Here is a 23,272-nt window from a genome sequence, read left to right as displayed (position 1 = left end):
TTCCAATGATATAACCTTAGAGTGTGAGATATCAGGATTTACATTTTTATTAGATGACTTTTATCTCCATTAAGCAGATTCCTTTCTTGCCTGTTATATTTGTGGCAAAATAGGTATGAAACTTAAGTGAGGTGTTTTAGATGCAGATTGAAATATGGGGCGATTTTGCCTGTCCTTTCTGTTATATTGGTACGAAACGTTTACAGCAAGCAATCGAGCGTTTTCCTGAAGACTTAAATATTACTACCACACATAAAAGCTTTGAATTAGATCCTGATGCTCCGCCCTACAGTGGAAAGAACATGCATGATCTATTAGCTGAAAAATATAATATGACAGCCTCTCAAGCAAAGCAAGCCAACGAACAAATTGGTGAACAAGCCAAGGCAATCGGGCTTGATTTTGTTTTTGATACGATGAAACCAGGTAATACATTTCTTGCCCATCGCTTAAGCAAATACGCTGCTTCTGTTAATAAGGAAACGGCCTATGTAGAATCCGTCTTATATCATTATTTTACACTATCCAAGGATATTGGAAACGCAGATACATTAATGGCGATTACAAAGGAGTTAGGCTTTCATCAAGATGAGGTAGCGCAAATCATTAATAACGAGGAATATTACGCAGCAGACGTACGTAAAGATGAAGCAGAGGCAAGATCATTGGGCATTACCGGTGTACCCTTTTTTGTGATCAATCATAAATACGCTATTTCTGGGGCACAGCCGGTTGAAACATTTATGCAGGCTATCGAAAAGATTGCCGAAACCGAAAAAGAAACCAAAAAATCGTTTGAGATGGAACCAGGAAGTTTCTGTGAAGGAGACTCTTGTAAATAAAGCTATCCCTACAATCCCTATTTCGAATAGGGATTGTTTTTTATAAGCTAGGAAAGTTTATAATCCTTGATATAATAGGACTTGGAATGATTTTGACCTTGAATGAACGAGAGTACCGATAAGATGGATGATGTAAAGGAGTTTGCTTTCTTTAGTGGTGAGTTTGCCCGTTTTTTTGTGCTAGGCGAGCGCGGCGGGAATATGCTGCGCTTTCCGCGGGGCCGGCTTCAGCTAACTTGCAAAAGAAGAGCGCTTTTACAAGTGGATCTTCAGCTCGTCCTGGTCCCACAGGAGTCGCCGCACATTCCCTCCGCTAGGGTAAAAGTACTACATCGGTTATCACTGCAAAGATGAAGCGTTCTAGGTACCAAGACCGGGTTGTAGCAAAAGGAGAAAATCGTCAACTGATTCTTCGGCTGCGTAATGGATCATGGTATAAATATAAAAGTCATAACGTAGGATCGAATCGTTCTCAAAAAAAGGTTACGTGGTTTACTTATTGGCAGAAATATAGTGTCTGGAACGCTTCATTCTCGCAGCCATTCGATTGTAGTACTTTTACCCCAGCGGAGGAAATAGGTGAAGACTCCTGCGAGAAAAGCGCAGTGTGAAGACCCCGCAGGAAGCGATCTTTGCTGACGAGGAGGCTAAAGCCTTGACATGAAGGTTCGCAGGCTAAGATCACGACCTCCTGTCGTAACGCCTGCACTTGCACGTCCTGTGCATCGAAGCGGAAGCTATTTCCGGAGCGCATCCTAGCACTGACAAACAATCAACTTTATTTTATGGAATAAATGGTCTGGCTACTTTACATCATCCATCTTATCGGCAGTTCATTAACTACTTTGAGTGGTCGATAAAGAACCGGGCGGAAATTCCCCGGTTTTTCCTATGTAATAATATAGGTAGTAAAATCCCTGTCACCTGAGCTTTGTACTCATATTAAGATATGTAAAATCCCTTTCGTGCGCTAGCCATAGAATCTTCTTCTCCTTTAAATAATATATAGGTATTTTTATTTATTTGTCATTTTATGTAGTTAAATCAAACAGACCGTGATATAATTAATTAGAACTATATTTTCAGATTTATTAATCACAAATTCGCGTTTAAAGGAGGATAAAGGAAATAAAATGAAGAAAAAGTTTCAGCGTTGGGGAAATAAGGCGAAGCAAGGATGGAGCACCTTTTCTAGCAAACTGCGCCTGCCCAAAAAAACAAAAACCAAGAAAAAAAGAACATTCAAAAATTCAAACGTTTCCAAAAAAGACTCACTTAGTACAAAAATTCTCGTCAGTATTCTATCTACTGTGATGTTGAGTGTATTGGCAGTAGGTATTGCCTCTTACTTTATCTCTAATCAAATTATTGAAGATAAGGTGACAGAAGCACAAGAGCAAACGATTATTCAATCAGGTGACAAACTAGATTATTTAATGAAGCAATATAAAGACCGTGTCACAGAAATACTGATGGCAGATAATTTCAGCAATACCTTAAACCAAATGGATACATATGACGATACGAATAACTTTGAATACTATAATCTAAAATCAACCATCGATGATGCCTTAACACAAATAACAATGATAGATAGCAATGTAGATCTCTATTTACTTGATACTGATAAAGAATTTATGATCTCTTCAACAGAAACCATTGAAGAGTCTACTGTTTTTGAAACGGAATGGTATCAAGAAACCGCTGAGAATGATGCGGGTACCTATTGGATTGGTGGTTTAAAACAGGGAATTTCCACTAGAAAAGATGATCCGACGGTTGCCTTCGGACAAAATTTAAAGATTGGCGGAAAAGACTATCTGATGGTTGTAGAAATGCAAACCATCGTTTTTGAGGAAGCCTTTCAGGATGTTACCTTCGGAGAAAGCGGTTTAATTCGGATGATTGATGCCAATAATAATATTGTTTTCTCTTTTGATTCAGATGAAGTAGCGGAACCGTATAGTTATGATATCCCGAAAGAAGCAGATAGTAATAACTTAGTATCTGATAATCAATTAGTATTCTACACTCCTTCAGAAGCGACAGATTGGTATTTGGTAGGTGATGTTTCCAAACAGGAACTAACCAAGGATACCACCAATATCTTTTATATCACATTAGGAATTGTCCTGCTTGCTCTTATCATTTCGATCATCATTGCAGGAAGTATTGTGAAGAATATTGCAAAACCAATTGATCGAATTTCTCATTTAATGTCATCGGCGAAGCAGGGAGATTTAACCGTTCGTTCCGATGTATCCAAGCGCAAAGACGAGATTGGGGAATTATCGACGAGTTTCAATGCTATGCTAGGTAATATTTCAACCATGATGAAACAGACAAGGCTATCAGCCAATCAAGTATTAGATGCAGCTTCCGAACTAGCGACAGTCTCCAATACACAGTCACAGTCTGCCAAAGAGGTTGCACTCGCTTCAGAAGAAATTGCTAGCGGCGCAACGGGACTAACCGACGAAGCTGAAAAAGGAAACAACTTGGCTGCCAGTATCCATGACGAAACAGAAACGGTTTATCAAAATAATATTGAGATGGAACAACAGGCAGTTGCAGTCTTAGAACACAGTCATTCCGGATTAGAAAAACTAAATGAACTGGTTACACAAACTAGGGATAGTGAAGAGATGACTGAAGCCTTGGTTTCGAAAGTAGATATTTTACAACAGAGTACGGAACAAATCTATCAGGTAATGGAAATGCTAACCAGCATTGCACAACAAACGAATCTACTATCCCTGAACGCAGCCATAGAAGCCGCTCGTGCAGGAGAAGCTGGAAAAGGATTTGCTGTCGTGGCAGATGAGATCAGAAAACTCTCTACCCAATCCAAGGATTCGATTGATAAGGTAGAAGAGATCACTTCTGGGATTGTAAATGAGGTAAATGAGACACTACAATTATTAGAGCTGTCCACTCCTCGTTTCCGGGCGCAAGTCACCCAAGCTGAAGATACACAGTCGATATTAAATGATGTCGGGGAAAATATGGGAAGCTTTGCTGGGAAAATTCAACAAGTAACCGCTTCTGTACAGCAATTAAGAGATTCTCAAGAGGTACTAACCTCGACTATTCACCAAGTCAGCGCAACAGCAGAAGAATCTTCCGCAATAAGCGAAGAAGTCTCTGCCACGACTGAAGAACAATTACGTGTGAGTGAATCACTGGTGATCACTTCTGATGAATTAAAACAGCTATCAGAAGAATTACAAGAGATGATGAAACAATTTAAGGTAGATTAAGACAAAGACCGCTGAAACTCTATCATGTTCAGCGGTCTTTGACATGGTTTTAATGGATGAATAGCTGCAGGTGTTGTAGCCAAAATACATTAAAGATGATATTGGTTTCACCATAATAAATCCTCGTGGTCATCTAAATACATTGGTGAAATATCCATAAACAAATAATAATCCGAATCTAGCGGATAAGAAAAAGTTCGAATACGTTCACCTGTTTCAATATCATTATATAAGTCTGACAGTATACCTGTTTTTTCCTCTTTCATTCGAATCACGTTCTCAATAAAATAAGGTCGCCAGCTCCAATTCTTCCCTTTTACCAAACTGTCCCATTCCCATTCCTCTTCATTATAGATAAGATTGACGGTTTTTTGAAAACCATCTTCATCCGTCACATATACTTTAAAAAAGATATCTTCTAATCCCCTAGCCAAGTAATCCACTTGTTCATCCAGTGGCCTATGCTTCTTTACTTCCTTCCCTTTTCCAGAGATTAACTGGTTCAAGGTCCTTGCCAGCTGATATTTCGCCATTAATTTGGTTCGTTCGATTTCAATAAATTGCTGAATATCCAAGCGAAATCGTTTTTTCAATACATCCACCGCTAAAAAATGAGGTTTAATCTCAGAAAGAAAATCTCCTTGGTAGTACCTCCCATTATTGCGCCAGGCATAATGAAACTGATAGTTAGAAGCAATACCATTAAAAAGCAATTCTGCCCCTAGTTTTCTTGCTAATAGGGATAAAGAATGGATGATTCCATGAAAGCTCGTTGACATCGATTCATTTTGCAATACCTCTAAGTCAACTTTTAGAATATCAGGTTCCATCAACATGATATCCTCTACATTACTCATTCCAGTACCTAATTCATCCACTACTACTTTAACGCCAAAGGTTTGCAAATACTTCAAGGTATGCGATAGGGAATCAATATCACCGGTCGCTTGATGTCCCATGATTTCAATCACTATTTTGGATAAATCCAATCCTTTTTCCTGATAGGCTAATAATTGATTCAGAAATTGATCATCCGTATCCGTAGCAAAATAATTAGCCCCAATATTTAAAAATAAATGTTGCTGAATATTTTGTTCCATATAATAATTCAATGCTAGCTGTTGCACCTTTAAATCCATTTCCATCTTAAAGTCATCTGGTACGTTGGCATCATGGAAAAAAGGCCCTAGGCTAATTGTACGCTCTTGCTGTCGCAACCTGCCTAATACTTCATAACCAATAATTTCATGACTGTCCGCACTAAAAATAGCTTGAAAGTGTGGCTCCACTTCATCAACTTGCAACACAACATCTAATGGATCCATCGTCATTCCCCTCTCTCTTACCTCTTATTCTACCGATATCGTAACGGATTTTCAATTTTGTTATCTGATCGATCATACTTCATATAAAACAAAACCCGGCCACCTTCGCCGGGTTTTGTTATGCCTTATTTAGTTGTTCTTTAAGTGCGTCCCATTCTTCCTCCGTAAGCGTTACTCCTTTGCCCATCTTCTCATGGTCCGGTGACCAATCACGAATATCATACTTGGGCGAACGATCGTTCCAGCTAATAAGATTTACTTCCTTGTGCCAACCGGAGGCAGACTCAGAAAGTACCGCTATTTGTTGGATGATTTCATATTTTATACCTGCCATTGTTCTCCTCCTTTGGTTTGTGTTGCTTAGCTTTACTAGAATGATAACGATGACCATTCTACTTATCGTGTTTCATCACATTTCCTTACCTTTATTTTAAGGAAAATCGATGTTAGTTGCAATGACTATCTACGGTTTATGCCCAGGAAATACCCCTGTATTCTAGCATGAATACAGGGGTTCGATTAATTGGATGTTTTCTTCTTCATATGGCTTTTAATATACGTTAAAAACTCGTTTGCCTTTTGTTCCGGTGCTTTCGTGCTCAAGCTCACCCCTACAAATAAAATACCGGAAACGACAATGCCCCAGATACCTGATTTTAAGCCTAGCAACAATCCCCCAGTTGCTTCAATATAAATCACTAGTAGACTACTGATAATAATACTTGTCATCACACCCGCTGCTGTTCCTCTTTTCCAAAAAAATGTTCCAATAATAGCGGGCACTACCACGATTAAACCAGCCGAAGAGGAAACGGACAGCACAGCAATCAGATCAAGCTGTAATTGGGCAAATAAATAAGCAAGAATAGCTATAACCGGGATGACGATCTTACCTACCAGCAATTGTTTCCGATCCTTGGTTCCTTGCTTCACATTAGCATAAATATCCCTAGAAAATAAGGATGACAGGGTTAGCAAGATCGAATCAATTGTGGAAATAGCTGCTGCCATAATCCCAATCATCACCAACACGCCTAATATAGGCGGAATAGCTTCTGATGATAATAACATCGGAGTTGCCATATCCGGATTCTCTAAATCAGAGAACATGACCGAAGCGGAAAAGCCCCATACTACAGATACAATTGTATAAATAAGGCCAAATATCATAAAACCTAATAACATATACCTCATGCTTTTTAAGGAAGCTGGCATAAATAAGCGCTGGCTTACCTGTGGATTCGAAATGCTAAAGAAAAACCATGGAATCGTCAAACCAAGGAAGGTCCAAAACTGAAAAAAACCATTTCCTGGAACAGACCAGGCTTGTGGATTATTCGTTTTCACGGAATCTACAAATCCTTGAAAACCTCCTAAGTGGTTAATCAATAATAAAACGACAATCGTTGACGTAATAATCATCATAATCGACTGTAATGAGTCCGTCCAAGCAACGGAACGAATGCCTGCGATATAGGTGAAGATTAGGGCTAGTATCGTCGCAAGGACCACACCCGTTGTATAACTAATCGCATTATCTGTAACACCTTGAAGCAAATAGCCAATCCCTGTTAATTGTACAGCACTATAAGGAATCAAGAAAAGACAGCTGGCGATGGCAGATACAACCGACGCCCCTTTATGCTGATACCTGTCCCCTAACATCTCTGATGGGGTAACATAACCATATTTCTTACCAGCTAACCAAAACCTTGGTCCAAAAATGGCAACCAATGATACTCCCATAAGATAAATAATCTCAAAACCATAGGCACCCACACCACCGCTAAAGGTTAAGCCAGCTAATCCGACAAGCATAAACGCACTATATGTAGTAGCACTATAACTCATTGCGGAAACAAAGCCGTTTAATTTACGATCACCAATAAAATAACTGACCATACTCTGCTTTTTTCCACGACGGGAAATGATCGCAATCACAATCGCAATGATGACATATAAAATAATAGCTGACCAAATGAGTGTTGCGCTCATTCTTCCTCACTCCAATCTTCTGTTAATTTGACATTAATGGCGATAACAACGACTGCCAAGATGGTCCATAACAGAAAGCTCCCATACCATGTTGTCACCTCTTGAAAGATTGTGTAAGGCATCACAAAACTGCACAAAACAAGAATCAAAATAACTAATCCCCAACGTTTCTCTTTTTTATTCAGCGCTCTCACCTTTTCTTTTTTTGTCATGTCCTTAATTATACACATTTATATACATGTGTAAAGACACTTGTTGTGTTTTTATTCAAAAAGTTGAACAGTTGGTGGCATTCTAGTAACCAATCATTTTATTTGTTTACTAAAATGCCAAGTTTAACCCCGTTCGGTTCTTTCCGACCACTTAAGGTAGTTGCTGAGCTGCCGATTCGTTCAAGGTCAAAATCATTTCAATTTTTATTATATCAAGGTTTATGAGCTTTCCTAACTCATAAAAAAAGAACCAACACTTTGGTTAGCTCCTTGTTCTTGCTTATTTTTTCTTGTTTCGCTGTTGCGGTTTAGCACCTCGCTGCCTAATAGAAATATTATAAGCTAATAATCCGACAATAAGGAGAATAATCACAATAGCAGGCACACGAATAACACCCGACATATCTAAAACCATCATGGCTATCAATGCGATCAATAGTGGCATACGAAATTTGTTATTCATTTAATGCAACTCCTTCCAAAACTCAGTCCATGGATAGTCACGAGGTGGAAAAGAAGATATTCCCATTTCCTCTTTTCGCACAGGATGAACCAGACGCAACTGATGAGCCCATAAGGCGATTTGCTGACCATGCTGATTCACCTGTTGTCCATATTTTTGATCTCCATACAGAGGAAAACCTCTGGAAGCAAATTGCACACGAATTTGATGTGGTCTTCCGGTTTGTAGATGAATCTTTACTAAACTTAATCCCTTGTCACTTGTCAGTAATTGATAATCTAACAGCGCCTTTTTCGCTTTTTTATCTTTTTTAGTCGAAACAAAAACTTTATTTTGTTTACGATCTTTCTTCAGGAAATCCACCCATTCTCCTTTTGTTGGTGGAGTCCCTCGTACAATCGCCAAATAAGTCTTCTCCAACTCGTTTCGTCGGATCAAGTCAGAAAGACGGGACGCTGCCTTGGAGGTTTTGGCAAACAGCATCACGCCACCAACCGGACGATCCAAGCGATGCACCAAGCCTACATATACATTCCCCGGCTTCTGATAGCGCTCTTTAATGTCTTGTTTTACCATATTGAAAAGATCGGGATCATTACTGTTATCTTGTTGAACCGGAATATTAACCGGTTTTTCTACCATTAACAGATGATTATCTTCATATAGGATTCGAATTGGCATACAATACTCCTTTATCACTTTCATCATTGTTTCCATTGTATCATACTTCCATCAATACGTATGGAAATATCATAGTAATCCATTGAAGTGGACTGGTATCCTTACGTGACTTATCAGCGCTTCGTTGATCTCCTGATCTCTAAAAGTAAGAGGTTAGCTCGTGATCAATCGATCTTTCTGAAACTTTTCGTCCTTTTCAGTAGATCAAATTATGTTTTAAAAAATCTGACTTTACAATTCAAAGAAAATCATGTATACTTTATATATCATTTAGATATATATCATATTGATAGGAAGTGACCTAATGAAAGCATATTATAATGATACCACTTATGCGATACTTGGCATTTTAACAACCGAATACCGATCAGGCTATGAGATAAAGCAGTTTATTGATAACAGCCTCAATCATTTTTGGAAAATCAGCTATGGTCAAATTTATCCAACGTTAAAAAGACTGGAACAGGACGGGTTGGCAACGATAGACATAACTGCTCACTCAGGTAGACCAGACCGCAAGGCATACCACCTTACCCAAAAAGGGAAGGAGATATTGCGGGAATGGCTGGAAAAACCAATACAACAATTACCGGTAGAACGAAATGAAGTACTGTTAAAACTGTTTTTTGCCAACCATCAAACACCAGCACAAACGACTCATTTATTGAAGGATTATCATCAAAAATTAATTGAGTTGTATCAAACCTATGAAGGAATTGAAGAGATCATCTCAGCACATGACAGTAACCTAAAGGATGCAAGATATTGGCTATTCACATTAGACTATGGAAAAAGAACGACAGAAGCTGCTATCGCTTGGTGTGAAGCAACCTTGAAAGAACTTTAATAATACTAATTACTAAAGGAGGAATCATATATGGGGAAACAAGTATACACCGGCAGATACACCGTGGAAAATGATCAGGATATCATTGTTTTTATCATCGGCATGCGCATCAATAAAAGATATGCCATTCATAAATGGGGACCCGTTTTTTCCGCGATGCCTGGTATGATTAAAGAATTATATGAAAACCAAGAAAAATTAGGATTTCTTTCGGTGGAAACCTATTTTGGTCTGCGTACTACCTTGATGGTTCAATATTGGCGTTCCACGGAAGATTTGCTCTCCTATGCCAAAGGAGAAAAACATGTAACCGCCTGGAGAAATTTCAATAAAAAGATGGCCGATAATGATGCCGTAGGGTTCTATCACGAGACATATCAAATAAAAAGCGGTCATTATGAATCCATCTACCGAAATATGCCAAAGTTTGGATTAGGAAAAGCGATCAGGCACATCCCTGCAGGCTCCCAACATCATTCTGCCCGTAAACGTCTACAAAGTGCACAATCAAAATAAATGCATGTATAATGTTTACCACAGCACTAATAGCAGTCTCCCCTTTTCCAATCCAAATACTTGACAAAAAAATTCATTTATGCTATAATTTACTAATAATAAAATAACGTGTATAATAGGGTTCTCCTGGCCGGGGAATCCTATTTTTTTGTGGAAGGAGATCCATTATGAATATATCTGACATATTGCGTACCGTTCCATTATCACCATCTTCTAAAACAGTGAAAGAACTAGTCCACTTAAATGAAACCACCAAAGAGCGAGGACTAGAACTCTCAACAAATGAGGTCAAAACATTACTGACTGCCAGAAATAAAGTGTTACACGATCACGCAAGGATTGAACTGAGCACCGATGTATTAAAAGAGTTGATTAGCGTTTTTTCTGCTTCCCCCTATATCGATCAAGCGCATTACGTTGCAACACTGAACGAATTGCAAGAAATTTTTTATTACCTTAAAAATGAAACGGAAGATAAGATGGCAGACAAAATGCTTATTCAGCAAATGAGTGACTACTATAATACAGACTGTGCTGGATCATTGGAGCTTTTACGAAGCAAGACGGAAAGATTTGCAGAGGATTTCAGAATGGATTTACTGCGTCTTGACTCATGCTGGAAAGGTGATGAATAAATAATGAAATCACGTAACACATCCCACTCCGTTTCCCCCATAACTATGAATCGATCAAGATTAAAACGAAATCAATTTACGGTGTCGCTGCTGCAGGAAGGTCTGCGTACCGGTATCATTACTAGTGAACAGGCCATTCAGATTCAATTAGGAATATTACAGGTGCTACAACAATTAATACATCGGCATACGCAAGGTGAAAGTACCTCTGTTTCCACAGACACAGCAGAAGGGATGATGGCATCTTTATTATATGCCATGGATACTTATATTTTTGAATGCAAAAGTCCTGAAGAAGCGATCGTTCATTTAAAGAAGAAGCCAATAAGAGAGATACACGAAAAAGGAATTGTCTTACTACATCACTACTTTGAGGAAACGAAACAGCTTTACCAAAAAGTGAAAAAGAGCAAGCTTGATATCCCTGTCGATGCTTATCAGATGACGATTGATGAATCGTTACCCGTATTTTTGAAGCACTATAATATCATGTTCGAGGCTCAAAACACCATGGCTAGTATAGATTATCCGTTAGCCATGGATGATATGAAATTACAAGGTGTTTTTTACATCAAACAATATCTGGAACGGTTACATTTAGAGACAAAATTCTGCCAGCTTTTCTTGCACGAAGATTTAATCTATATATTAACAAATTTCGGTAAAATAAATCGATGCCATTACCAAATAGAATTGTTTAATCTGTTCGAATTAGTGGTGAACAATGCCGTGTTCTCTTTACTATCTGGAGGAAAAGCTAACTCTGTCAAGATAACAGAGGGGCAATTTAATCAATTGAACCAAATGTTAATGGAGTGCCGTCCAAGTCAACGACATGCACTCCTACACGAGGCAACCGATCAACTGCAAAAAACGTTACAAACCGATCAGGAGCTTACGCATTATCTCAATAAGTACCGAGATGAATTAGTACAGAGAGTAAATAATGCAGTCGAAATCGGCAGCTTCGATCGTTTAATTATCAGGGAGATCGATCAACCCGAAAAAAATATCAGCCTTATATTACATGCCAATGATCGCATGAGTGACCAGCAAATGCGCCAATTGGTAGATCAAGTGATGGAAATGGATCAGACAGAAGAAAAAGTACAACGTATCCGCGAACGGGTTTTTTCTTTGTACGATTACTTGGATATATTAGACGCACATTGTTTGTTTGACGAGGAATATGCTGTTTTTTTTGATGCACTTGAGAATATTGAGTTAGCCATTTTATCCAAAATTGTTTTTTATGAGCTATTACGTGAAAGTACGGAGGATTTTTCAGTGATTTTGACAGAGGAAGTAGATACAGAAGACGAGTGGAAAATACATTTTATTGCTTTTTTGCAGCGATTGAATAAAACACGTATCCAAACTATCGGATCTCTTATCTACCAAATAAATGAGGAAGATTTATCGTTGTATGGCAGCAACCAATTTGAATAGCCATACAGGGCAGTCCCTATGTATTGCTATGACTGCCCAAACCAATCTTTAGCTTGCCATGTGCTCGATTTGTCTAATCATATCATCTAGCAAGTCTTTGGCGGATTGCCCCTGACATGTGCGGGGATTTTGACCAGACCATAGTGACATCCATTCCGTTCGTTGCTGTTGTCCTGCTAAACGACGAATCGATTTGGTCAGGGTGTTCTGAATCGGATATGGTGGAAAATCTGGCTCGTATTTTTTCATTTTGATCATAAAATCATTTTGAATACCCCTGGCTGGTTTACCACTAAAGGAGGAGGTGAGCATGGACTGATCCTCCCTGCTATTCAAAACAGCTTGCTTGTGCAGATCATTTGCACCACTTTCCGCGCAAGTAAGAAAGGCGGTTCCTATTTGAGCTGCCTGTGCACCAAGTATAAGAGAGGCTAAGACACCTCGACCATCCGCGATCCCTCCTGCTGCAATCAACGGAATAGTTACCTGATCGGCCGCTTGTGGAATAAGCGCCATAGTCCCAATCATCGCCTCTTCAAATCTACCAAGAAATGTGCCACGATGACCGCCGGCCTCACTTCCTTGCATGACTACCATGTCCATCCCGCTATCTTCATTAGCTTTTGCTTCTGCTACCGTTGTTGCCGTTCCGATCACTAAGATATCCTCTACTTTTAATTGTTGCAGAAGGTCGGCATCAGGAATTCCAAATGTAAAACTGCAGACAGGAACCTCTTCTTCTATCAAAACTTGGATTTGCTGTTCAAAAATGATAGCGTGTTCTTCTTTTACTTCTGGAATTTCAGAAATATGTAAAGCTTCGCGAAAAGGACGAAGCCATTCATTGGCCTGTGCTACATCCTTTTCTACTACTTCCGGAGTTTCCGGAGTAAACAAATTAACCGCAAAAGGCTTATTTGTCAGCTGCTTTACCTTACGAATACTTGCACGAGTCTGTTCTAGATTCAAATAGCCAGCACCAATTGTGCCAAGTCCACCGGCATTAGAAACGGCTGCAACCAATTCCGGAGTAGTTACGCCTCCAGCCATACCTGCTTGAATAATGGGATAACGAATACCTAGCGCCTTCATCAATCTATTGCTATGCCACATATTCATTCCTCCTTTTAGTTAACATTATATCAAATCATTCATTTTAACAAATGGTTTAGCAGCAATATTTTACAGAGATACGTGTATCATTCTTCCTAATAAAACAAGCTTGAGCTTAAACTTACTTGATAGATGGTAAGTAGTTGCTAATTTTGACTTTTTTAATTCTAGCAAACCGTAACTGTAAACGACTGCATTTTTCCAGGATACAGGACGAGTGAACTAGCTATTTTATGAAAATATATTAACTGTTCATCTCACTTGATTGAAGCTATTCTGCCATCATACCAGTTGCAATAGAAAGCCGATTCCAACTATTAATTTGATTAATTAAGACAAGTAAATCTAGATATTCCGTCTCAGTAAACTGTTGACGCACATGATGATATAATTCATCTGATACATGATTTTCTACTATGAGCGTTATCTGTTCCGTTAACGCTAATGCTGCTTTTTCTTGTTCTGAATAAAACGTACAATCCCTCCAAGCACTAATACAATATAGGCGTTGTTCTGTTTCACCTAGTTTCCTTGCTTCAACCGTGTGCATATTTAGACAAAAGGCACAGCCATTGATTTGTGAAGCTCGAATCTTCATTAATTCTTGCAGCTTTTTGCTAACTGTACTTTTTTTGGTATATTTTTCTATTTCCCTCATCATTTTCACGACCTCAGGCATCATTTTAAAATAATTGATTCGTTGTGTCATTCGTAGTTCCCCTTTCCATGTTTTTGTGAACGAAGTGCAAATGAATGGTCATCGACAGCTCTTGAGGTTGCCAGGATACCATCTAAATGATCATACTCATGTTGAAGTAATTCTGAAAGATCACCTGTAGCTTGTATCACCTTCTTCTCCCAATCGCGGTCACGATATTGCATCGTACAGGCCTTATAGCGCTCCACTTTCACTAACAGGTCTGGGAAACTCATGCAGTCATCCCATACCTCCATCTTTTCATGATTGCTTATCTCCCATTCGGGGTTAATAAATACGACAGGTTTGTCGATATACATGTAAATGATTCTTTTCATTACCCCGATTTGTGGTGCGGCAATAGCACGACCTGCGCCATACTTCGATTTAAAATCCATTAGGGTATCATGAAGATCTTCGATAATTGGCATAAAATCAGCCAGTTCATGCTTTTCCACCACAGAGCTTGTTTCATGAAGTTTCGGATTTCCCAATAAGAGAATTTCTTTTACCGCCATTTCTCTTCCCCCTTTGTTTCTATTATAAACACGAACTAGTATAATAGACAAAACGAATAATTAAATAGTTACGATTGATTTTTTCGATGGGAGAATAGTCTAATGGATGATGAACAATTAAAAACCTTTCTAACAGTAGTAGAATTAAAAAACTTTACCAAAACAGCGGAAATACTTCATGTGACACAGTCCACGATAACTGCAAGAATTCAGCAAATCGAAGCATTTTACGGACAGCCATTACTCAAAAGAAATAAAGGGAATATTCAATTAACGGTCATGGGCGATAAACTACTGCCACTTCTGCAACGTCAGATGGATTTACGAGAACAAACCAAAAGAGTGGCCAGTGAAACAGCGGAAGAAGGTTTTCAAATAACGATTTCTGCTGCGTATTCACTATGGAGAAAAATGAATACACAGGTCATTAAGGAACTATATCTGATGCAACCGCATACACACATTCATTTAAAAACCGATCATTCTCCTTTGGTGATCCAACATTTGTTAGATGGTTCAATAGACTTTGGCATTGTGTATAATAAACCGATGAGTAAAGAGTTATCCTCTGTCCTTATTCAAAAGGATACATTTTCTTTATACCAACACCAAGATATAAACATTTGTAAACCGACAAGTGTTTCAGACTTAAAGAATTTGCCTTGGGTATATCTAAATTGGGGACATTCATTTCAAGCATGGTTGGAAAACGAAAACAAGCAAAGCATCAAACCCAGTTTGGAAGTGGGACATAGCGATTTAGCGTTCCAATTTATCATTGATTTAAAAGGAATTGGATTTCTTTCAGATAATGAAGTAAGGGAATCTGCTTATGGTGACTATCTGGAAGCTATCACATGCCAAAGCAGCGTCCCTATTCCATCACAATCCATCTATTTAATCTTTAAAAAAAGCAGGGAGATGGAACCGGCGATCAAGGCAGCTGTTGCTAGTTTTCAACAGAAAAAAACTCTCTGATCAATTGTGGTCATCGCTGTAATAAATAATCATATAGTAGCTGACCACTGTGTTCGTGTTATTCATATAACGATGTTCGATATTCGCGCGAAACTTCAAACTGTCATTACTCGTTAGTACAAACGTTTGATCCGGAAGTTGTAATGTCAGTTCACCGTTCTGAACCAATATATATTCTTCGCCTAAATGCTCTGTTGAGACATGTATATACCCGGGTTGGATCTGAATCATATAAATTTCAAAATTCCTGTCAGGATGGAAGGGGTAAAGGGAATAGACAAGGTACTGTTCCGTATCCCCTTGTACCGGTTTCAATTGATCTAATGTTATTTTTTCCACCTTTTGATTTTCAGGTTCTTTCATAAACGTCGAAAAAGACACTTGTAAACCATTTGCGATTTTCCATAAGGTAGATACGGTTGGATTGGTCCTTCCTTTCTCTATTTGAGCCAGCATAGCTTTACTGACACCTGTTAATTCTGCTGTCTTATCCAGACTTAATCCTCTTTTTTTCCGAATATGAAGAAGATTATGAGAGATGATTTCTTGAATAGAATCCATAAGTAGATCGCTTGACTCCTTTTTCTGTTTATTATACCATACAAATATTTAATATAACAAACAAGGAGGAAAACGATGAAAGCATCCCTTGACTCATCCACAAATGAAACAAACAAACTCACCTTTTTACAAGGGGTAAAAGATTGTGTCCCCACATTAATAGGCTACATAAGTATTGGGATCGCAGCTGGAATCGTCGGTGTTGCTTCTAACCTTAGTATCATGGAAGTTGGCCTGTTATCGATACTGGTCTATGCCGGTGCTGCTCAATTTATTATTTCGGCTCTGCTTGCTACGAGCACTCCTTTTTTGGTTGTTGTATTTACTACGTTTATTGTTAATTTACGGCATTTATTATTATGTATGACATTAGCACCTCACTTCAAATCTTATTCTTTATTAAAAAATGTGGGGATTGGCACCCTTGTTACCGATGAATCCTTTGGAGTGGCCGCTAATAAAATTTTTCGTGGCGAACCTATTAATGATAAATGGATGAACGGATTAAATCTTACAGCATATCTGTGCTGGATTCTATCCTGTCTTGTGGGGGCTGTTTTTGGGAAATGGATTGCCTCTCCAGAAGTATTCGGTTTAGATTTTGCCTTAACGGCTATGTTCTTGGCCTTGCTGGTATTACAGCTGGAAAATATTAAAAAACCAAAATTGAGGCTTTATTTATCCTTAATTGTATACGTCGTTATCGCGATGTTGGTATTATCCCTCTTTGTGCCTTCTTATATAGCGATTATTTTATCCACTGTCTTGGTGGCAACGATTGGAGTGTGGAAAGATAAATGAGTGTGGATCTATCCATTTTACTAATTATTTTAGGGTGTGCTGTGGTAACCTTTATTCCACGAATTATTCCGTTCATTGCTGTGCGAAAACTGGACATTCCGGATGTGGTTACTAAATGGTTGTCTTTTATACCTATCTGCATCTTTACGGCGCTTATCGTTGATAGTTTTATACAAGATGGCGAAGGACTGCTGACAATTAATTGGTATGTACTTCTCGCGATCATCCCAACACTTTTTATGGCATTATGGACGAAAAGCCTCTCATTTACTGTTTTATTCGGAATTATCTGCATGGCTTCTATCCGTTTTATTTTTTGAAGCGCCCTATATGCTGCCTTTCTTTCTTATCCATCGAAGGAGGGTAGTTTTTTTATGCTTCCATATCTATTTTGCATAGTTTTGAAACTGCTTGGCAAAATACAACATAGAGTTACTATGGAAAGGAGTTTCAAATTCATGTGTGATCATAAAAATAGCAACAAAAAAAGAACAGCTAAACCCTTTTATTAGAGATGGCTATAATCACGAGATGATTTCGAACGAAGGAAAAAATTGTTGACGATCAAAACTCACTACAGCATCTAGTAATTATCAGCGTCCATCTTGGTGAGGTTAGTAGCGACGACGGATATGCTTATCCAGTCGATCAAAACTCCCTCACTGATTCGCCTTTAAGCTATGATGGCGTATACCTCGTTGGTGGTACAGCAGCAAATGACTCTTTCTATCGTCAAGCTCGTAAATTTATCAGAACCACGTACACACACTTCAAGCCGATAAGCGCTAGAAAAGAAGTGGTTCATCTGCTTGAGGAAATGGCTATCAAAGATATGCCTGGTGTGATCATTGGTACAGAGCATCCGTTTGGATCCGCATTTACACAAGCGATGGCACAGCAACGCTTTTGGGACCAAACTAGTGACCTGTATCACGTCTAACATTATCAAAACCGTTATCAGACGTCCTGATAACGGTTTTTCTTTGAAAATGCGAGACTGTCCAAATGATTCTATACTACCTACCCCCCTATCGAGATTATGCATATCATCCAAAGAAGATGGGTATATCAAGTATAAGGAGTGTATACCATGGAACAAGCTATTGATTTCAAAATACTGCCTGTCTCCTTTTATCAGCAGCCTACTTTACAATTGGCACAAAGCTTGCTTGGCTGTATCTTGGTCAAACAAACCGATCAAGGAACTAGTTCAGGATTCATTGTCGAGACAGAAGCCTATCTAGGAAGTACAGACCGAGCTGCTCATGGCTTTGGCAAGCGCAGAACCAAAAGAACCGAAATTTTATATACAGAGGCTGGAAATGTTTACACTCATTTGATCCATAATCACTGTTTAATTAATGTGGTCAGCGGGGAAAAAGAATCCCCGGAAAGTGTCTTAATTCGCGCGGTAGAGCCTTACACTGGGATTGAGCACATGCTGGAACGCCGGCCTGTGCAGCAACTTCGGCAATTGACCAGCGGACCGGGTAAACTCACCCAAGCACTAGGTATTAACATAGACGATTATGGTCGTACTTTTACAGAGCTGCCGCTTTTTCTTGCGAAAGGAAAGCAGCCAACAAAAGTTGAAAGTGGACCACGGATCGGTGTAAACAATTCGGGAGAGGCAAAAGATTATCCCTATCGTTTCTGGATCACAGGTAATACATTTGTTTCGAAATAAACATAACCAAATTCCCTTTCACGATGGAAAATGAATGTTAGAAACAACCCGACTTAGGCTTGTCGGGCTGTTTCTTATGTTCACGCATGTTTGTTATTCAATACTAATGGAACCATTTGTCGTACGCGCCTTGATCAAATGCTCTCCATTGCCATACATCGAATCCCAATCTGTTGTACCAAAAACTTTGGTAGAACCGTTAACTGTACGCAAATCTAGTACCACATTGTTTGGTTTTTGATTAGAATGAATTGTTACTCCCCCATTGACCGTCTTTAAATCCATGGATTGATCCAAGGACTCTGTTGTAATATCAATCCTGCCATTCGTTGTTTGTGCCTCGATATCCCCACTAATTGAATCCAGCATAATCCTGCCATTAGTAGAGTGGACATTCAGAGCAGAAACGTCAATCCGTTCACCCTCCAAGCTACCGTTAATAGTAGAAGCCTCGATATTTTCCCACTCCTCTGCAGGAAGAAAAACATGTAAAGTAGACGTGGATTGGAAAAATAAATCCACTTTAAAGAAGTTAAATAATTTTCGTTTTATCTCGATGATTAGTGTTTCTCCATCCATGAAATGTTCAAATGTTTCCTGCTCCACATTACGTCCTGTGGCAGTATATTCTATTCTCGGTTCGGTCTCTCCTGCTGGTTGGAAATAAATATTGGTATTTCTTGCCTTTATTTGCAAGGCACTGATATCTTCTTCAGCTAATCTCTTTGTTTCGGATTCCTCTATATTACCAGCCTCGTAGTAAGGAGAAAAGGTAACCACCATACCAATAACGCCTACGATCAGTAACATACCAGCTATAATAAGAATTATTTTCACTTTATTCATGAGCGGTTCCTCCCTTTACTAAACGGATATTAAATGAAAGATATTTAATGAACAGCGCTCCAGCAACTCGTGTCAGCGGATAGACAGCTAATAACAGCAAGACACCAATACCGCTTACCGTAATGGAAAAGAATAGCTCAAACATGTAAAAGGAGTCAGGTCTGATCACCAAGGTAAGAAGCGGCATCGCAACTTGCAAGATTAAAGACAGCGTCATCACCCAAAGGCTCAAAATAAGTGTTGCAAAAAACAAAAATGGGCCTAGCACAATCAGTAAATTGAAAAAACTTAGGCCGATTACTGCCCAAACGGCTCGGGAGATACTACCGGCAGAACGGTCTATTTTGGCCTTTTCTACCAAATAAGTGGCCTGCAGATCCTTGGCTAGCTTTTGTGGTGATCCTAATGATTGAACAATATCTTCCTCATTTTTCCCGTCTGCTTTCCCTATGTCAAAATATTCTTCAAAGTCTTGTATGATCTCTGTTTTTTCTTCATCAGGTAAGCCTTTTAAGTAATATTTCAATTCATTCATGAACGTATGCTTATTCATTTTCATCCTCCTCCATTAACGCATTAACTCCCTGTGTAAAATGTTTATATTCCTTTTTCTGCTCTTGCAAATACAACTTTCCTTCTTCCGTTAAATGATAATATTTCCTGCTCGGTCCTTCTGATGATTCGGTAAGGTAAGTGGTACAGTAACCTTGTTTTAATATGCGTCGTAACACGGGATACACCGAGCCTTCAGAGATTTCAATATTTTCGGTAATCTGTTTAATCAATTCATATCCATAAAAATCTCGTTTATCCAGCAGCACTAATACACATAGTTCCAGCACTCCCTTTTTAAATTGTGCATTCATGGAAAGCACCCTCTTTCTGAATCAGTTGATTACATATACTATAACACAATGATTACTATTATTCAATAAATAATAGTGTTCAATATATATTAGTTCAACAATTTACTTCTTTCCAACATCAATATTGGTCAGATTTGATGTTTTTATGTTTTATTCTGAATGGATAAGTGGATAGTATTGGATGAGCTTTGTGAAATATATGAGAAAAAATGGTAAAACATACACGAGGGGTAGATATGAAGATATTTGTTGCAGGATACGTTTCACATAATAAAGAGAGATTACTATATCTCCCTCCATAACAAATACTCTCGTATTTATATATCATCACAGTGCATACAGCTACCAGCTAATCAACCATGCTATAAACAAGATACTACTCACACAAGTTAGCCAATAACCAGCTTCTGCATTTTTGTGAGCTGATTTCTTTCCAGCTTTCCTGATCTTTTAAGACAATGATCGCAGCACCAGCTATCGTTTCTCCGATGTATGCGCTGACATAATTGCTGACATAATTTATCGACAAATTCTTTCAAGTCTGTGATCGTAATCCCCGATGGTGTAGTACTTTCCGTCGCCGACAAAACATTAGGAAAACACAAACCAAATAAGAGCATATAAAATCCTATGATTATTCTTTTTATCAATTGCTTTCTCCTCCACCTCTGCTAAAGATGTTAGCTTTAAATAGCATACCACTAAATGGTTCCGTTAGCTATCTCATTATGTATATAGGGCGACCAGCGCCGATTTGCCATTCTCTGAAATCTTATTCCATAACGTATGAATCAAACAGTAATGGAAAAGGAAATTCTGGCAGCATTCCTTCTTAATATCTATTTGTTTATAGATACAGTATGCGTACGAATCAAGTTATTTCAATCGTCCAAAAACTCATTCATAACATTCGATAAGCAAACGTATGGACTAAATATCCTAAACGGCTTTACAAACAAGAAAACGAAACAAGCGATTAACTTGTTTCGTTCTCACCTTAATGTTCCAACGATTTTCGAAGTTTTTTTACTTCCTGCAGCTCCAGACCAGTTAATTCTGATATTTCTTCATTCGAATAACTCCTGGCTAACAGCTTTCTAGCAAAATTTTGTTCCGCTTCTTCCATCCCTTTTTCCATGCCACGTTTCATGCCACGCTCTAAACCTTTTTCCATTCCTTGTTCTCTTCCCTGTTCTATTCCTTGCTCTATTCCTTGCTCTAACCCTTGTTCCAGCCCTTGCTCTAGTCCTTTTGCCATCCCTTTTTTTGTAGCTGCTTCTTCGATTTCGCGAAACAACCTGCCGAATGTCGGGGTGTCTCTTAACTGTTCCATTCCCATAATGTTTTTTTCCTCCTTCTCGTTTTGTATAATGGGTAACGATTCGTAAAATTGTTTTTGTAACACAGGTGGTAACTGCAGGAGATAATCAACGAAATATAATAATGCCGATAGATATGTCGGATAGTGTAAATATTTTTCAAAGGCCAGGTCGATCAATTCCTCTTTAAAATGATACCTGTTTTGCTCCTTTTCTTCCCTCTCATGCGAGTTATCACTCTTCTTATTTTTGTTTTCTTTTTCGCTTGCGTAGATGGCTGCAAGAACCACGATAGCGAAGGGGTTTGTCAATTCTTTCAGTGCTTGCTTATTTTTCCCATAAAATGATAAGTGTTGTAGTGATAAGTTAATTCCGTGCCAAAGAAAGAATAATGAAACTGATCCTTATAGTCTTTCTGACTGGCATCTGTCAAAAGGGCAATGGCATAAATCGGGTGTTCATTTTTATCGTAGATTCGATAAAAATACTTAAACATACGAGCGGCAAATTCGTCTTTACCGACGGCCTGCACTTCGATATGGATGAGAACGTATTGTGTTTTTCCACTTTTCAGTGTTACTTTAGCTAGTTTATCCGTGTATCTTTTCCCTTCACTTGTATCCAAATCAAAAGGAAGCAGTTCCGTTCCGGAAAAATCGATCTCTTTTTCAAAATCAATTTTCGGATACAAATCGGGTGCAAAAAAAGCCATAAATTCTTGAAATAATTCTTCAATGATCTTTTTCCAAAGCCCATCATAATCAGGATGTTTTGTACGATATTCATTGGTATTTTCTTTTACTGTCGTTAACATTAGTATACCATATCCCCTCGCTATGATAAATTTGTATTTATCCTATCGCTTCTTTGTGAGAAAGGCAAAATGGTAAATGATGATTTTCATATGGGGAAAGGGCTGGATAATGGAAATACTGCTGGACTATTTTGCCGTTTTTGAAAAGGTGAATATCTTCAAATTAAGATTTTAAGGAATTTAAATGAATATGAGATGCTAGGCTAAATGGCCATTTAATTGAAGTGTTTATATATACATTGTATTACAATGGAAGAAAACATTTTATCTTACTACTACTATACAGTCCTGCCAATATAGTACAGGAGGGATTGTGTATAACCATTTATCCGGAGCTATTTTGCAAATAAAAAACACCAAGCTACTCTTAACAGGAGTAACTTGGCATTTTCGGGTCACAACGTTTTCATGAAGCACTCACCTGAAAATGTCATGCTCTTCATCCATTTATTTCACAATAATGTTCACGCGCTTTATAAACGATTTTACGAATACTATCCGTCGATAAGTTATAGGTTTGTTCTAATTCCTCTAATGAACACCCTTCCCTATACAACCGATAGATCTCTTTATTTCTTTTAGCCAGGGCAAGTCGTGATCCATTTGCCTCTCCCCATCTGGCTCGCTGGTTCGTTTGTTTCGGAATATAGATAAGCTCTCCTTGAATATACTGCTGCAATTCCTTTAACAAATGAGGTGGAAGCACCTCTTTTCCATTTTTGTAGGCCAAGCAAGAACATCCTTTCTTTGAAGATGTATAGATCGAACATGTAGGATAGTTTCCATCAATAAAAACTCCTTTCATTTGATTTTATTTTGCGTAAACCTTTTCATTTTGTATACATTA

General features: G+C 38.4%; 28 protein-coding genes. 11 read left to right on the top strand and 17 right to left on the bottom strand.

Annotated elements, in window-relative coordinates; genetic code table 11:
• The first annotated feature begins 140 nt into the window (after window positions 1-140).
• Together E0E32_RS02215 and E0E32_RS02210 are read left to right on the top strand one after the other, a co-directional pair.
• Entirely contained in the window at window positions 141-842 is a 702-nt protein-coding gene (locus E0E32_RS02215) for a DsbA family oxidoreductase (protein WP_066187300.1), read from the top strand.
• A 1,133-nt stretch (window positions 843-1,975) separates the two neighbouring features.
• Window positions 1,976-4,102: a methyl-accepting chemotaxis protein gene (locus tag E0E32_RS02210; RefSeq protein WP_130858818.1), complete on the top strand. Its 2,127-nt coding sequence runs from the start codon at window positions 1,976-1,978 to the stop codon at window positions 4,100-4,102.
• 107 nt (window positions 4,103-4,209) lie between these two features.
• On the opposite strand, the gene E0E32_RS02205 is transcribed toward E0E32_RS02210, so the two are convergent.
• The 6 genes from E0E32_RS02205 to E0E32_RS02180 form a co-directional block, all read right to left on the bottom strand.
• A complete protein-coding gene (locus tag E0E32_RS02205; protein WP_165444924.1) occupies window positions 4,210-5,427 on the bottom strand; it encodes an EAL domain-containing protein in 1,218 nt (405 codons plus the stop codon).
• Between the two features lie 118 nt (window positions 5,428-5,545).
• Complete coding sequence (locus tag E0E32_RS02200) at window positions 5,546-5,761, bottom strand: YdbC family protein (protein WP_066187291.1); 216 nt, start codon at window positions 5,759-5,761, stop codon at window positions 5,546-5,548.
• Window positions 5,762-5,946: 185 nt separating this feature from the next.
• Window positions 5,947-7,422: a sodium:solute symporter family protein gene (locus E0E32_RS02195; protein ID WP_130858816.1), complete on the bottom strand. Its 1,476-nt coding sequence runs from the start codon at window positions 7,420-7,422 to the stop codon at window positions 5,947-5,949.
• Window positions 7,419-7,634, bottom strand: a complete 216-nt coding sequence (locus tag E0E32_RS02190; protein WP_286171644.1) for a hypothetical protein — start codon at window positions 7,632-7,634, stop codon at window positions 7,419-7,421. The genes E0E32_RS02195 and E0E32_RS02190 overlap by 4 nt, the downstream gene beginning before the upstream one ends.
• A 280-nt stretch (window positions 7,635-7,914) precedes the next feature.
• On the bottom strand, window positions 7,915-8,097 hold the full coding sequence (locus tag E0E32_RS02185; RefSeq protein ID WP_130858815.1) for a hypothetical protein: 183 nt from the start codon (window positions 8,095-8,097) through the stop codon (window positions 7,915-7,917).
• Window positions 8,098-8,778 carry an RluA family pseudouridine synthase gene (locus tag E0E32_RS02180; protein ID WP_130858814.1) on the bottom strand — a complete coding sequence of 227 codons (681 nt, stop codon included), beginning with the start codon at window positions 8,776-8,778 and terminating at the stop codon, window positions 8,098-8,100. It abuts the gene before it with no gap.
• A gap of 304 nt (window positions 8,779-9,082) precedes the next feature.
• Between E0E32_RS02180 and E0E32_RS02175 the strand changes: the two genes are divergently transcribed.
• From E0E32_RS02175 to E0E32_RS02160, 4 genes are all read left to right on the top strand, one after another.
• Window positions 9,083-9,625, top strand: a complete 543-nt coding sequence (locus E0E32_RS02175) for a PadR family transcriptional regulator (RefSeq protein ID WP_130858813.1) — start codon at window positions 9,083-9,085, stop codon at window positions 9,623-9,625.
• Between the two features lie 30 nt (window positions 9,626-9,655).
• Window positions 9,656-10,141, top strand: a complete 486-nt coding sequence (locus tag E0E32_RS02170; RefSeq protein WP_130858812.1) for a DUF4188 domain-containing protein — start codon at window positions 9,656-9,658, stop codon at window positions 10,139-10,141.
• Between the two features lie 167 nt (window positions 10,142-10,308).
• Window positions 10,309-10,776 (top strand): DUF6323 family protein, encoded by a 468-nt coding sequence (locus E0E32_RS02165; RefSeq protein ID WP_130858811.1) that lies wholly within the window; start codon window positions 10,309-10,311, stop codon window positions 10,774-10,776.
• Window positions 10,777-10,821: 45 nt separating this feature from the next.
• Window positions 10,822-12,225, top strand: a complete 1,404-nt coding sequence (locus tag E0E32_RS02160) for a DUF6179 domain-containing protein (RefSeq protein WP_286171643.1) — start codon at window positions 10,822-10,824, stop codon at window positions 12,223-12,225.
• A 48-nt stretch (window positions 12,226-12,273) separates the two neighbouring features.
• On the opposite strand, the gene E0E32_RS02155 is transcribed toward E0E32_RS02160, so the two are convergent.
• The 3 genes from E0E32_RS02155 to E0E32_RS02145 all read right to left on the bottom strand — a co-directional run bounded on the left by E0E32_RS02155 (window position 12,274) and on the right by E0E32_RS02145 (window position 14,553).
• Window positions 12,274-13,338, bottom strand: coding sequence for an NAD(P)H-dependent flavin oxidoreductase (locus E0E32_RS02155; RefSeq protein WP_066187277.1), 1,065 nt, complete (start codon window positions 13,336-13,338; stop codon window positions 12,274-12,276).
• Between the two features lie 271 nt (window positions 13,339-13,609).
• Window positions 13,610-14,047, bottom strand: a complete 438-nt coding sequence (locus E0E32_RS02150) for a carboxymuconolactone decarboxylase family protein (RefSeq protein ID WP_130858809.1) — start codon at window positions 14,045-14,047, stop codon at window positions 13,610-13,612.
• Window positions 14,044-14,553, bottom strand: coding sequence for a peptide deformylase (locus tag E0E32_RS02145; protein WP_130858808.1), 510 nt, complete (start codon window positions 14,551-14,553; stop codon window positions 14,044-14,046). The genes E0E32_RS02150 and E0E32_RS02145 overlap by 4 nt, the downstream gene beginning before the upstream one ends.
• Window positions 14,554-14,655: 102 nt before the next feature.
• On the opposite strand from E0E32_RS02145, the gene E0E32_RS02140 reads away from it, so the two are divergent.
• Window positions 14,656-15,531, top strand: a complete 876-nt coding sequence (locus E0E32_RS02140) for a LysR family transcriptional regulator (protein ID WP_066187274.1) — start codon at window positions 14,656-14,658, stop codon at window positions 15,529-15,531.
• Here E0E32_RS02140 and E0E32_RS02135 read toward each other — a convergent pair whose 3' ends face one another.
• Window positions 15,532-16,092 (bottom strand): helix-turn-helix domain-containing protein, encoded by a 561-nt coding sequence (locus tag E0E32_RS02135; RefSeq protein ID WP_066187272.1) that lies wholly within the window; start codon window positions 16,090-16,092, stop codon window positions 15,532-15,534.
• A gap of 75 nt (window positions 16,093-16,167) precedes the next feature.
• Between E0E32_RS02135 and E0E32_RS02130 the strand changes: the two genes are divergently transcribed.
• From E0E32_RS02130 to E0E32_RS02120, 4 genes are all read left to right on the top strand, one after another.
• Window positions 16,168-16,893, top strand: coding sequence for an AzlC family ABC transporter permease (locus tag E0E32_RS02130; RefSeq protein ID WP_066187270.1), 726 nt, complete (start codon window positions 16,168-16,170; stop codon window positions 16,891-16,893).
• Window positions 16,890-17,213: an AzlD domain-containing protein gene (locus tag E0E32_RS02125; protein ID WP_066187268.1), complete on the top strand. Its 324-nt coding sequence runs from the start codon at window positions 16,890-16,892 to the stop codon at window positions 17,211-17,213. The genes E0E32_RS02130 and E0E32_RS02125 overlap by 4 nt, the downstream gene beginning before the upstream one ends.
• 233 nt (window positions 17,214-17,446) lie before the next feature.
• Window positions 17,447-17,833 carry a type 1 glutamine amidotransferase family protein gene (locus E0E32_RS21985; RefSeq protein WP_165444926.1) on the top strand — a complete coding sequence of 129 codons (387 nt, stop codon included), beginning with the start codon at window positions 17,447-17,449 and terminating at the stop codon, window positions 17,831-17,833.
• Between the two features lie 150 nt (window positions 17,834-17,983).
• Complete coding sequence (locus E0E32_RS02120) at window positions 17,984-18,580, top strand: DNA-3-methyladenine glycosylase (RefSeq protein ID WP_066187266.1); 597 nt, start codon at window positions 17,984-17,986, stop codon at window positions 18,578-18,580.
• Window positions 18,581-18,673: 93 nt separating this feature from the next.
• Here the strand turns inward: E0E32_RS02120 and E0E32_RS02115 are convergent, their stop codons facing one another.
• From E0E32_RS02115 to E0E32_RS02085, 7 genes are all read right to left on the bottom strand, one after another.
• Window positions 18,674-19,426, bottom strand: coding sequence for a DUF4097 family beta strand repeat-containing protein (locus E0E32_RS02115; RefSeq protein WP_066187264.1), 753 nt, complete (start codon window positions 19,424-19,426; stop codon window positions 18,674-18,676).
• Window positions 19,419-19,979, bottom strand: a complete 561-nt coding sequence (locus E0E32_RS02110; RefSeq protein ID WP_066187262.1) for an HAAS signaling domain-containing protein — start codon at window positions 19,977-19,979, stop codon at window positions 19,419-19,421. The genes E0E32_RS02115 and E0E32_RS02110 overlap by 8 nt, the downstream gene beginning before the upstream one ends.
• Window positions 19,972-20,292: a PadR family transcriptional regulator gene (locus tag E0E32_RS02105; protein WP_130858807.1), complete on the bottom strand. Its 321-nt coding sequence runs from the start codon at window positions 20,290-20,292 to the stop codon at window positions 19,972-19,974. Before E0E32_RS02105 ends, E0E32_RS02110 begins: the two co-directional genes overlap by 8 nt.
• Before the next feature lie 389 nt (window positions 20,293-20,681).
• Complete coding sequence (locus E0E32_RS02100; RefSeq protein ID WP_130858806.1) at window positions 20,682-20,942, bottom strand: hypothetical protein; 261 nt, start codon at window positions 20,940-20,942, stop codon at window positions 20,682-20,684.
• A gap of 347 nt (window positions 20,943-21,289) precedes the next feature.
• The gene (locus E0E32_RS02095; RefSeq protein WP_130858805.1) at window positions 21,290-21,922 is read right to left on the bottom strand and encodes a FliH/SctL family protein; all 633 of its coding nucleotides are present in this window, start codon (window positions 21,920-21,922) and stop codon (window positions 21,290-21,292) included.
• Between the two features lie 5 nt (window positions 21,923-21,927).
• Complete coding sequence (locus tag E0E32_RS02090; protein ID WP_130858804.1) at window positions 21,928-22,425, bottom strand: Rpn family recombination-promoting nuclease/putative transposase; 498 nt, start codon at window positions 22,423-22,425, stop codon at window positions 21,928-21,930.
• 439 nt (window positions 22,426-22,864) lie between these two features.
• A complete protein-coding gene (locus E0E32_RS02085; protein ID WP_130858803.1) occupies window positions 22,865-23,155 on the bottom strand; it encodes a CD3324 family protein in 291 nt (96 codons plus the stop codon).
• Between the last annotated feature and the right edge of the window lie 117 nt (window positions 23,156-23,272).

It is taken from the genome of Gracilibacillus phocaeensis, from assembly GCF_900626275.1.
GTDB lineage: Bacteria > Bacillota > Bacilli > Bacillales > Amphibacillaceae > Gracilibacillus > Gracilibacillus timonensis.
Note: the sequence above shows the minus strand (reverse complement) of the source record. Positions and strands in the feature narration are given on the sequence as shown.